Origin of the sequence: Pseudomonas tehranensis (assembly GCF_014268615.1) — a bacterium.
GTDB lineage: Bacteria > Pseudomonadota > Gammaproteobacteria > Pseudomonadales > Pseudomonadaceae > Aquipseudomonas > Aquipseudomonas tehranensis.
The window spans coordinates 13,490-25,339 of the sequence record NZ_JABWQV010000002.1 but is presented as its reverse complement, the minus strand read 5'-3'; the positions used below and the strand labels follow the sequence as shown (position 1 = coordinate 25,339).

Below are 11,850 nucleotides of genomic sequence, written 5' to 3'. Positions count from 1 at the left end.
GGCGCGCTGCTACCTTTCCCTGCGCGTCATGAGCCGGTATTGTCACTGCCAGCGACAGGGGACCTGCAACCCGACAACTTATCGGTTCGTCGAAGCTACATCGGGCGAGTGGAATATTTGTTCAGATTGCATGGCCACCCTGGTGATGTCCGTTACTCTCGAGATCAAGGAATCGCATCCCATGCGTGTCGCCATACTGGATGACGAACCGGCCGAGCTGCGCCGGGTGGAACAGACACTGCAGCAGATCCCCGGCAGGGGCGAGCAAGCCTGGACCTTGCACAGTTTTGAGCGCGGCGAAGACCTGTTGCGGCAACTGCGCCGGGAAACCTTCGACCTGTTGATCCTCGACTGGCAATTGCCCGACATCAGCGGGTTGTCGCTGCTGCGCTGGACGCGCGAGCACATGGACTCGCCGCCGGCCGCCATCATGCTCACCAGCCGCGACGGCGAGCACGATGTGGTCCAGGCCCTCAATGCCGGAGCCGACGACTACGTGAGCAAACCCTTCAGGCCCAACGAACTCAAGGCCCGGGTCACCGCCGTGTTGCGGCGCCATAACCTGCAGCGCGCTCCAGCCAGCGACGTGCTGGTATTCAACGACCTGGAATTCGACGACGCCGAACTCACCGTCACCCGCGCCGGCATACCCATCAGCCTCACCGAACGAGAGTACCGTCTGGCCCGCTGCCTGTTCGCCAACCTGGGCCGCCCACTGTCTCGGGAGTATTTCTACGAACGCTTCTGGACCCACGAGGAAATGACCTCGTCCCGCCCCCTCGACACCCACATCTACCGCCTGCGCAACAAGCTTGGGCTGACGGCGGATCGGGGTTGGCAGTTGCTGACGATTTATGGGTATGGGTATCGGTTGGAGAGTGTGGCGGCGGGGAGTGAGGCTTCGGTGGCGAGTTAGGACCCTCGAGCGAAAAAAAAGGCCAACGCATATGCGTTGGCCTTTTTCGTTGGGGCAGGGTGGCCGGATCAGAAATCCAGGTTAGACACCGCCAACGCATTGCTTTCGATGAAGTCACGACGAGGCTCGACCGCATCACCCATCAGGGTGTTGAAGATCTGGTCCGCGCCAATGGCGTCTTCGATGGTGACTTTCAGCATCCGGCGCGAGCCCGGGTCCATGGTGGTTTCCCACAGCTGGTCCGGGTTCATTTCACCCAGCCCTTTATAGCGCTGGATGGTGTGGCGCTTGGTGCTTTCGGCCATCAGCCACTCAAGGGCTTCCTTGAACTCGGTGACGGCTTTCTTGCGCTCACCACGCTGGATGTACGCGCCTTCGTCCAACAGGGTGCTCAGTTGCGCGCCCAGGGAGACGACGGTCTTGTAGTCGTTGCTGCCGAAGAAGTCGCGGTTGAAGGTGACGTAGTTCGACAGGCCGTGGGAGATCAGTTCGACCTCTGGCAGCCAGACGTTACGCTCACGGTCTTCACGCAGGCTGGCTTTGTACACCAGGCCAGACTTCTCGACGGTACGCAGACGAACTTCGTACTGGGCCAGCCAATCCTGCATTGCAGCGTGATCGGACAGCTGTTCCATGCTGACAGCCGGCAGGTAGATGAAGTGCTCGGTCAGCTCCTGTGGGTACAGGCGCGACAGACGCTTGAGGGTCTTCATCACCAGGCGGAAGTCGTTAACCAGACGTTCGAGAGCTTCGCCAGAAATGCCTGGAGCCTCCTCGTTCAGGTGCAGGCTCGCATCTTCCAGGGCCGACTGAGTCATGTACTCTTCCATGGCGTCGTCGTCTTTGATGTATTGCTCTTGCTTGCCTTTCTTGACCTTGTACAGCGGAGGCTGGGCGATATAGATGTAGCCGCGCTCGATCAGCTCCGGCAACTGACGGAAGAAGAACGTCAGCAACAGGGTGCGGATGTGCGAACCGTCGACGTCGGCGTCGGTCATGATGATGATGTTGTGATAACGCAGCTTGTCGATGTTGTACTCATCGCGGCCGATGCCACAGCCCAGCGCAGTGATGAGCGTGCCGACTTCCTGCGAGGAGATCATCTTGTCGAAGCGCGCTTTCTCGACGTTCAGGATCTTGCCCTTGAGCGGCAGGATAGCCTGGGTGCGGCGGTTGCGACCCTGCTTGGCGGAACCGCCAGCAGAGTCACCTTCCACGAGGTACAGTTCAGACAGGGCAGGGTCCTTTTCCTGGCAGTCGGCCAGTTTGCCCGGCAGGCCGGCGATATCCAGCGCACCTTTGCGGCGGGTCATCTCACGGGCCTTGCGCGCGGCTTCACGGGCGCGGGCGGCGTCGATCATCTTACCGACCACCAGCTTGGCTTCGTTGGGGTTTTCCAACAGGAAGTCGGAGAAGTACTTGCCCATTTCCTGTTCGACCGCGGTCTTCACTTCGGAAGACACCAACTTGTCCTTGGTCTGGGAACTGAACTTCGGATCCGGCACTTTCACCGAAATGATCGCCGTCAGGCCTTCACGGGCATCGTCACCGGTGGTGGCGACTTTATGCTTCTTCGCCAGGCCTTCCTGTTCGATGTAGTTGTTCAGGTTACGGGTCAGCGCCGAACGGAAACCCACCAGGTGAGTACCGCCATCGCGCTGTGGAATGTTGTTGGTGAAGCACAACAGGTTCTCGTTGAAGCTGTCGTTCCACTGCAGGGCGATTTCCACGCCAATGCCATCTTCACGCTGGACGTTGAAGTGGAACACCTGGTTCACCGCAGTCTTGTTGGTGTTCAGGTATTCAACGAATGCACGCAGACCGCCTTCGTACTTGAACAGCTCTTCCTTGCCGCTGCGCTCATCCTTGAGGACGATGCCGACACCGGAGTTGAGGAAGGACAGTTCACGAATCCGCTTGGCCAGGATGTCCCAGCTGAAGTGGATGTTCTTGAAGGTTTCGCTGGAAGCCTTGAAGTGAATCTGGGTGCCGGTGGTTTCACTGTCGCCTACGATGGCCATCGGCGCCTGAGGCACACCGTGGACGTAGGTTTGTTCCCAGATCTTGCCACTGCGGCGAACAGTAAGGACAAGCTCTTCGGACAGTGCGTTCACAACCGATACACCTACGCCGTGCAGACCGCCGGAAACCTTGTAGGAGTTGTCATCGAACTTACCGCCGGCGTGCAGCACGGTCATGATGACCTCGGCTGCGGAAACGCCTTCTTCCTTGTGTACGTCTACCGGGATGCCACGACCGTTGTCACGAACAGTGATGGACTCATCCGGGTGGATAATGATGCTGATGTCATCGCAATGACCGGCGAGGGCTTCGTCGATGGAGTTGTCGACCACCTCGAACACCATGTGGTGCAGACCGCTGCCATCGTCGGTGTCACCAATGTACATACCGGGACGTTTGCGTACGGCATCCAGGCCTTTCAGCACTTTAATGCTCGTTGAGTCGTACGTATTTTCTTCGCTCAATGCCTTCACTCCCGATGGTCGTGGGTCTGGGTGATACGGCCCTGTTCCACGTGGAACAGAGCGACTGGCGTTTCCGTCTGCCAGCCTTCCCTCAATAATTCGTGATCTACACAGGTGATAAAAACCTGGCAGCGTAAGTCTTCCAGCAAGCGGCAGAGCGCGCGGCGGTGGGCTTCGTCCAATTCGGACGGCAAGTCATCCACCAGATAAATACACTGACCGCGCCGAGCCTGGCTGACCAAATGGCCCTGGGCAATACGCAATGCGCACACCACCAACTTCTGCTGTCCCCGGGACAAGATGTCCGCGGCATTATGTGCGCCCAATCTAAGCCGCAGGTCAGCGCGTTGCGGTCCAGCCTGGGTATGGCCCATCTGCTGGTCCCGCTGCAGCGAACCAGCCAGCACGGTGCTCAGTTCCCGGTCCTTGTCCCAGCCTCGGTAATAGCTGAGCGTCAGGCCCTCAAGCTCAACCAGTTCGCTCAAGGTCTGCTCGAAGACCGGTTTCAAGGCTTTGATGTAAGCGCGGCGGTATTCATCTATTTCAGCGCTGGCCTGGCACAGTTCCCTGTCCCAAACCGCTTGCGAAACGGCGTCAAGTGTACCATGCCGCAGCCAGGAATTTCGCTGGCGCAGCGCCTTCTGCAAGCGCTGCCAAGTGGCCATGAAACGCGGTTCCACGTGGAACACGCCCCAGTCGAGAAACTGTCGACGAATCTTCGGCGCGCCCTCCAGCAAGCGGAAACTGTCCGGGTTAATCAATTGCAACGGTAGGATCTCCGCCAGTTGCGCGGCGCTGCGGGCATTCTGCCCATCGATGCGGATCTGGAATTCGCCTTGCCGGTCCCGTGATATCCCCAAGGCACTGTGACCGCCTTGCGCCAGCTCCACCTGTCCGAACACGGTGCAGGCCAACTGATCGTATTGGATGACTGGTAACAGACGGGTGCTGCGAAACGAACGAGCAAGCCCCAGCAGGTGAACAGCTTCCAGAACGCTGGTTTTGCCGCTGCCGTTAGCGCCGTAAAGGATATTGATGCGGGGGGAAGGGGAGAAGGTCACCGGGTGCAGATTGCGCACCGCGGTGACCGAGACGCGACTTAAGGACATCTAGCTTCTGCTGGGCATGATTACAGACGCATCGGCATGACAACGTAGGCCGAGTCGTCGTTATCGGACTCCTGCACCAGCGCACTGCTGTTGGAGTCCGACAGGATCAGACGCACTTGCTCAGTGGTCATCACGCCCAGTACGTCGAGCAGGTAGCTGACGTTGAAGCCGATTTCCAGAGAGCCGCCGTTGTATTCAACGCCTACTTCTTCTTCCGCTTCTTCCTGCTCAGGGTTGTTCGCCTGGATTTTCAGCTGACCGTTGGCCAGTTGCAGACGAATGCCGCGGTACTTCTCGTTGGACAGGATCGCGGTACGGCTGAACGCCTCGCGCAGCGCCTGGCGGTCACCCAGGACCAGCTTGTCGCCGCCTTTTGGCAGCACACGCTCGTAGTCAGGGAACTTGCCATCGACCAGCTTCGAGGTGAAGGTGAACTCACCCGTTGTGGCGCGGATATGGTGCTGGCCCAATACGATGCTGACATTGCCGTCCGGCTCGGTCAGCAGGCGCGCCAATTCCAGGATACCTTTGCGCGGGACGATGACTTGGTGGCGGTCTGGCTGACCGATATCGGCCTGCATCGAGCACATGGCCAAACGGTGACCGTCGGTGGCGACGGCACGGATGATACCGGCGGACACTTCCAGGAGCATGCCGTTGAGGTAGTAACGCACGTCCTGCTGCGCCATGGCGAAGCTGGTGCGTTCGATCAAACGGCGCAATTTGCTTTGCTCGAGGCTGCAAGTCAGCGAGCCAGGGCCTTCTTCCACAGTCGGGAAGTCGTTGGCCGGCAGCGTCGACAAGGTGAAACGGCTGCGACCGGCCTTGACCACGAGCTTCTGCTCATCGACCTTGATGTCGATCAGCGCATCGTTGGGCAGGCTTTTGCAGATATCCATCAGCTTGCGCGCCGGCACGGTGATGGAACCCGGATCGGCCGGTTCTTCAAGCTGTACACGACCGACCAGCTCGACTTCCAGGTCGGTACCGGTCAGCGACAATTGCTGGCCTTCGACAACCAGCAGCACGTTGGAAAGTACCGGCAAGGTCTGGCGGCGTTCGACGACGCCTGCGACCAGTTGCAGGGGTTTCAACAGGGCTTCGCGTTGAATGGTGAAATGCATGGTCTAGTCCCTTGCCTTAATAAGCTGCGCTGGTGGTCATCAAGTGGTCAGTGTTCGCAGCAGGTTCTTGTAGTCCTCGCGGATGTCCGCGTCGGATTCCTTAAGTTCGTTGATCTTACGACAGGCGTGCAACACCGTGGTGTGGTCGCGTCCGCCAAACACGTCGCCGATTTCCGGAAGACTGTGGTTGGTCAGCTCCTTGGACAAGGCCATCGCCACCTGACGCGGGCGAGCCACCGAACGCGAACGGCGTTTGGAAAGCAGGTCGGATATCTTGATTTTGTAGTATTCAGCGACAGTGCGCTGAATGTTATCCACAGAAACCAGCTTGTCCTGGAGCGCTAACAAATCCTTCAAGGACTCGCGAATCAACTCGATGGTGATGTCGCGGCCCATGAAGTGCGAATGAGCGATGACCCGCTTGAGGGCACCTTCGAGCTCACGGACGTTCGAGCGGATACGCTGGGCAATGAAGAATGCGGCGTCGTGAGGCAGTTCGACCTTGGCCTGATCAGCCTTCTTCATCAGGATCGCCACCCGGGTTTCCAGCTCCGGCGGCTCGACGGCAACCGTCAGGCCCCAGCCAAAACGCGACTTGAGACGTTCTTCAAGACCTTCAATTTCTTTCGGGTAGCGGTCACTGGTAAGAATGACCTGCTGCCCGCCTTCAAGCAACGCATTGAAGGTATGGAAGAACTCTTCCTGGGAGCGTTCCTTGCGGGCGAAGAACTGAATGTCGTCGATCAGCAAAGCATCCACCGAACGGTAGAAACGCTTGAACTCGTTGATCGCGTTCAGTTGCAGCGCCTTGACCATGTCGGCCACGAAACGCTCGGAATGCAGGTACACGACCTTGGCATTCGGGTTCTTCTTTAATAAGTGGTTACCCACCGCGTGCATCAAGTGGGTTTTACCCAAGCCTACGCCACCATAAAGGAAGAGCGGGTTGTAGCCATGCTTGGGGTTGTCGGCGACCTGCCAGGCTGCCGCTCGCGCCAGTTGGTTGGACTTGCCTTCAACAAAGTTCTCGAAGGTGAAGGTGCGGTTCAGGTAACTGGTGTGCTTGAGCGCGCCTTCGACCTGGACGGTGCGTTGTTCAGCGCGCACCGGAGCTTGTTGGGAGCTGGCGCCGGCCATTGGGTCGAAGCTGTCCCGTGAGGGCTCCTCGCTGACTTCGGCCACTTTTTGTGCATTACGCTTGCTCGGTGCCGGCGTGGGGGCCGGTGCGGCATGGTTAACCGGCGCCGCGACAGCCTGGGCCTGGGAGGCCGCTGCGGCTAACGGGGCGTTGGGGGCCGCGCGCGGAGTCGAGCTGCGTTTGCTGCCTATTAATAAGGACAGCGCAGGCGCCATGCCATTGCCATGCTCATCAAGCAGCTCAAGGACCCGCCCCAGGTACTTTTCGTTGACCCAGTCAAGAACGAAACGGTTCGGTGCGTAGACGCGCAACTCGTCGCCTTCGGCTTCGACCTGTAGCGGACGGATCCAAGTGTTGAATTGTTGGGCAGGCAGCTCATCGCGCAAAAGCTCCACGCACTGCTGCCAAAGTTCCACTGACACGGATATCCCCTAAGTTGAAAGCCGGTGAGGCAAAAACAAGCGGCCATTGTAGCGAGCGGACGTCCACTTATCCACATGCAGGTTGCTCATCCACCATGATTTATCAATGCCTTAACCTAGAGCAAGACGACAGGCGGTCGGTGGATAAGGTCTGTGGATAACCTCCCCTAAGGTCGTTGCACAAGTGGGGGTTGAACTCGGTGGATAACCGTCCTGTGGATAACTGGCCATTCCACACACAGCTTATCCGACAGCGCAGCACAGGCTGAACACCGTTTTCCCCTGTAGTTGTCATTCTCTGTACATGGCGTAATACAAGGGCTCTGCACGGTTATCCACAGACACATGCCAGCCTTGCTTTTATAAGCTTTACAGAAAAGCTTTAAATAATCCCCTTCTTTTTATTTCTATATCTGGAGGTCTGAGATGAAGCCGCTATCCAGGCGGGACATCTATTTCAAGTAAACGCTGGTTGGAAATTGACCTAGAGGCTTGCTTTCTCTAGAATCCCCGGTCTCTTAAAACGGGGGCCATTCCGGCCCGTTGTGGACGAACCCAGGTAACACGACATGAAACGTACTTTCCAACCAAGCACTATCAAACGCGCTCGTACCCACGGTTTCCGTGCTCGCATGGCTACCAAGAACGGTCGTGCCGTCCTGTCGCGTCGCCGCGCCAAAGGTCGTGCGCGTCTGGCAGTTTGATAATCCGGCACTGGAGGTGAGTCAGGACTTCAGTCGGGAAAAGCGTCTGCTTACACCCCGGCATTTCAAGGCAGTCTTTGACTCCCCTACCGGCAAGGTTCCGGGGAAAAATCTCCTGCTCCTTGCGCGCAGCAACGATCTCGATCACCCCCGACTAGGGCTGGTTATCGGGAAAAAGAGCGTCAAGCTCTCCGTTCAGCGCAATCGCCTCAAACGTCTGATGCGCGAATCGTTTCGCCTGAACCAGGATTCACTGGTCGGTTGGGACATTGTTATCGTCGCGCGCAAAGGTTTGGGTGACGTAGAAAACCCCGAATTGATTCAGCATTTCGGCAAACTCTGGAAGCGCTTGGCTCGTAACAAGCCTGCACCGCCAGCAGTCAACACCGAAACTGTAGGGGTAGACAGTCCCGATGCGTAAACTGGCACTCGTTCCGATCCAGTTTTATCGCTACGCCATTAGTCCCCTGATGGCCAGTCACTGTCGTTTCTACCCCAGTTGTTCTTGCTACGCGTATGAAGCCATAGAAAATCATGGCCTTCTGCGCGGTGGCTGGCTGACCTTTCGTCGTTTAGGTCGCTGTCATCCGTGGAATCCCGGCGGTTATGACCCGGTTCCGCCTATCCCTACCTCCCGTTCTTCTTCGATGGCCGAGTAATCATGGATATCAAACGCACGATCCTGATCGTCGCCCTGGCAATCGTGTCCTACGTAATGGTTCTTAAATGGAACCAGGACTATGGCCAGGCTGCCCTGCCGACTCAGAATGTTGCAGCCAGCAATACCACCGCACCGAGCTTGCCGGACACCACCACTGGCAATAATACCGCCAGCAATGACGACATCCCGCGCGCGGCAAACGATACCACTGCTCCTGCCGAAGCCCCTGTGGCTGCAAGCAAGGATCTGATCCAGATCAAGACGGACGTGCTTGAGCTGGCAATAGATCCACAAGGTGGTGACGTTGCTCAGTTGAAGCTGCCGTTGTATCCGCGCCGCCAGGACCACCCGGAAATTCCATTCCAGCTGTTCGATAATGGCAATGAGCGGACCTATCTGGCCCAAAGTGGTCTGATCGGCACCAACGGCCCGGATGCAAACCCGGCCGGCCGCCCGGTTTACTCCTCCGAGAAGAAGACTTATCAACTGGCTGACGGTCAGGACCAATTGATCGTGGACCTGAAGTTCAGCAAGGACGGCGTCAATTACATCAAGCGTTTCACTTTGAAACGTGGCCTGTATGACGTGACCGTTTCCTACCTGATCGACAACCAGAGCGCACAGCCTTGGTCTGGTGCGATGTTCGCGCAGCTCAAGCGTGACGCCAGCGATGATCCTTCCTCCAGCACCGCCACCGGTACCGCGACTTACCTGGGCGCTGCCCTGTGGACAAGTTCGGAGCCTTACAAAAAAGTGTCCATGAAAGATATGGACAAAGCGCAGCTCAAGGAAACCGTCCAAGGTGGCTGGGTTGCCTGGTTGCAGCACTATTTTGTAACCGCCTGGATCCCGCAGAAAGGCGAGAACAACGTCGTCCAGACGCGCAAAGACAGCAAAGGCAACTACATCGTCGGTTATACCGGCCCGGCATTGACCGCTGCACCTGGTGCAACCGTCGAAACCAGCGCCATTTTGTATGCCGGTCCAAAAAGCCAAGCGGTGTTGAAAGAGTTGTCCCCAGGTCTGGAACTGACCGTGGACTACGGGTTCCTGTGGTTTATTGCCCAGCCAATCTTCTGGCTGCTGCAACATATCCACAGCATCGTCGGTAACTGGGGCTGGTCGATCATCTTCCTGACCATGCTGATCAAGGGGATCTTCTTCCCATTGTCGGCTGCCAGTTACAAATCCATGGCTCGCATGCGCGCAGTGGCACCGAAACTGGCCGCCCTGAAAGAACAACATGGCGATGACCGGCAGAAAATGTCCCAGGCCATGATGGAGCTGTACAAGAAAGAGAAGATCAACCCGTTGGGTGGTTGCTTGCCGATTCTTGTCCAAATGCCTGTGTTCCTGGCGCTGTACTGGGTGCTGCTGGAAAGCGTGGAGATGCGTCAGGCACCGTTCATGCTGTGGATTACCGACCTGTCGATCAAGGATCCGTTCTTCATCCTGCCGATCATCATGGGCGCAACCATGTTCATTCAGCAGCAGCTGAACCCAACGCCTCCGGACCCTATGCAGGCGAAGGTCATGAAGATGATGCCGATCATCTTCACCTTCTTCTTCCTGTGGTTCCCTGCGGGCCTGGTGCTGTACTGGGTTGTGAACAACGTGTTGTCGATTACCCAGCAGTGGTACATCACGCGTAAGATCGAAGCGGCTGCGAAAAAAGCCGAGGCGTAACTTGCTCTGTGGATAACCACACAAAACGCCCCCTAGTGGGGCGTTTTGCTATCTGCCACTTTTGTCTGGATACCGGTTTATGAGCGCACCTCGTGAAACCATCGCCGCCGTTGCAACTGCCCAAGGTCGCGGCGGAGTCGGCATCGTCCGTATTTCGGGACCTTTGGCCAGCGTTGCGGCCAAGGCCATCAGCGGTCGAGAACTCAAACCGCGGTTTGCTCACTACGGCCCTTTTTTCAGTGATGACCAGCAGGTGCTCGATGAAGGCCTGGCTTTGTATTTTCCCGGTCCCAACTCGTTTACCGGCGAAGATGTGCTGGAACTGCAAGGCCATGGTGGTCCGATCGTCCTGGACATGTTGCTCAAGCGTTGCCTTGAACTGGGGTGTCGTCTTGCACGGCCAGGCGAGTTCAGCGAACGCGCATTCCTCAATGACAAGCTCGACCTGGCCCAGGCCGAAGCCATCGCTGATTTGATCGAAGCCAGTTCTGCACAGGCTGCGCGCAATGCGTTGCGTTCCCTGCAGGGCGCTTTTTCCCAGCGTGTGCATAACCTCACCGAGCAACTGATCGGCCTGCGGATCTACGTCGAGGCAGCGATCGACTTTCCTGAGGAAGAAATCGACTTTCTCGCCGATGGTCACGTGCTGAGCATGCTCGATAAAGTCCGCGATGAGTTATCCACAGTACTGCGCGAAGCCGGGCAAGGCGCCCTGTTGCGCGATGGTATGACGGTGGTGATCGCAGGAAGGCCAAATGCCGGCAAATCCAGCCTCCTCAACGCCTTGGCAGGCCGTGAGGCCGCGATTGTCACCGAGATCGCCGGCACCACCCGGGATATTCTTCGCGAACATATCCACATCGATGGCATGCCCCTGCATGTGGTCGACACGGCCGGCCTGCGCGATACCGACGACCATGTGGAAAAAATAGGCGTGGAGCGTGCGCTCAAAGCCATTGGCGAGGCTGACCGCGTGTTGTTGGTGGTCGATGCCACGGCCCCGGAAGCGGATGATCCTTTCGCTTTGTGGCCAGAGTTTCTGGAAACCCGGCCTGACCCTTCGAAAGTCACGCTGATTCGTAACAAGGCCGACCTGTCCGGGGAACCCGTGACCCTGGAGGTCAGCGCCGATGGCCACGTCACCATTAGCCTTAGCGCGAAATCCGCGGATATGGGACTGGAGTTGCTGCGCGAACATTTGAAGGCCTGCATGGGTTACGAGCAGACATCGGAAAGCAGCTTCAGCGCCCGCCGTCGGCACCTTGAGGCGTTGCGCCATGCCAGCGCGGCGCTGGAGCACGGTCGCGCGCAACTGACCCTCGCCGGCGCCGGTGAGCTACTGGCCGAAGATTTACGTCAGGCCCAGCAATCTCTCGGGGAAATTACCGGGGCCTTCAGCTCTGATGACCTGCTGGGTCGAATCTTCTCCAGCTTCTGCATCGGTAAGTAACCCAATCCCTCAAGAACCGGGCTGCTATCGACCCTATAACGAGTCCATACAGCCGGTTTTCTCCCCTTTTCTGGAACGATTGCCCTGCATGGCGGCTTGCCTGTGGGCGGTGCCTGGATCAAAAGCCAATTTTTCGACGGATTAAGCCCTGTGA

Annotated in this window: 10 protein-coding genes; 6 read left to right on the top strand and 4 right to left on the bottom strand. The window is 57.8% G+C overall.

Features of this window, described 5'->3' with window-relative positions; genetic code table 11:
- Positions 1 to 181 precede the first annotated feature (181 nt).
- Positions 182 to 916 (top strand): response regulator transcription factor, encoded by a 735-nt coding sequence (locus tag HU811_RS01270; protein ID WP_076386511.1) that lies wholly within the window; start codon positions 182 to 184, stop codon positions 914 to 916.
- Between the two features lie 68 nt (positions 917 to 984).
- On the opposite strand, the gene gyrB is transcribed toward HU811_RS01270, so the two are convergent.
- The 4 genes from gyrB to dnaA are packed head-to-tail and all read right to left on the bottom strand — an operon-like array spanning position 985 to position 7,195.
- Positions 985 to 3,402, bottom strand: a complete 2,418-nt coding sequence (gene gyrB / locus HU811_RS01265; protein ID WP_047230120.1) for a DNA topoisomerase (ATP-hydrolyzing) subunit B — start codon at positions 3,400 to 3,402, stop codon at positions 985 to 987.
- 5 nt (positions 3,403 to 3,407) lie between these two features.
- Positions 3,408 to 4,511, bottom strand: a complete 1,104-nt coding sequence (gene recF, locus HU811_RS01260; RefSeq protein WP_047230105.1) for a DNA replication/repair protein RecF — start codon at positions 4,509 to 4,511, stop codon at positions 3,408 to 3,410.
- A 20-nt stretch (positions 4,512 to 4,531) separates the two neighbouring features.
- Positions 4,532 to 5,635 (bottom strand): DNA polymerase III subunit beta, encoded by a 1,104-nt coding sequence (dnaN, locus tag HU811_RS01255; RefSeq protein ID WP_007903001.1) that lies wholly within the window; start codon positions 5,633 to 5,635, stop codon positions 4,532 to 4,534.
- A 39-nt stretch (positions 5,636 to 5,674) separates the two neighbouring features.
- Entirely contained in the window at positions 5,675 to 7,195 is a 1,521-nt protein-coding gene (gene dnaA, locus HU811_RS01250) for a chromosomal replication initiator protein DnaA (RefSeq protein WP_092399625.1), read from the bottom strand.
- Between the two features lie 569 nt (positions 7,196 to 7,764).
- Here dnaA and rpmH point away from each other — a divergent pair.
- The 5 genes from rpmH (at position 7,765) to mnmE (ending at position 11,696) form a co-directional block, all read left to right on the top strand.
- Entirely contained in the window at positions 7,765 to 7,899 is a 135-nt protein-coding gene (gene rpmH, locus HU811_RS01245; RefSeq protein WP_003213577.1) for a 50S ribosomal protein L34, read from the top strand.
- A 16-nt stretch (positions 7,900 to 7,915) separates the two neighbouring features.
- Complete coding sequence (gene rnpA / locus HU811_RS01240) at positions 7,916 to 8,320, top strand: ribonuclease P protein component (RefSeq protein WP_047230119.1); 405 nt, start codon at positions 7,916 to 7,918, stop codon at positions 8,318 to 8,320.
- On the top strand, positions 8,313 to 8,558 hold the full coding sequence (yidD, locus tag HU811_RS01235; protein WP_010465488.1) for a membrane protein insertion efficiency factor YidD: 246 nt from the start codon (positions 8,313 to 8,315) through the stop codon (positions 8,556 to 8,558). The genes rnpA and yidD overlap by 8 nt, the downstream gene beginning before the upstream one ends.
- A gap of 2 nt (positions 8,559 to 8,560) precedes the next feature.
- The gene (gene yidC, locus HU811_RS01230) at positions 8,561 to 10,246 is read left to right on the top strand and encodes a membrane protein insertase YidC (protein WP_186653385.1); all 1,686 of its coding nucleotides are present in this window, start codon (positions 8,561 to 8,563) and stop codon (positions 10,244 to 10,246) included.
- 79 nt (positions 10,247 to 10,325) lie between these two features.
- Positions 10,326 to 11,696 carry a tRNA uridine-5-carboxymethylaminomethyl(34) synthesis GTPase MnmE gene (mnmE, locus tag HU811_RS01225; protein WP_186653384.1) on the top strand — a complete coding sequence of 457 codons (1,371 nt, stop codon included), beginning with the start codon at positions 10,326 to 10,328 and terminating at the stop codon, positions 11,694 to 11,696.
- Positions 11,697 to 11,850 lie beyond the last annotated feature (154 nt).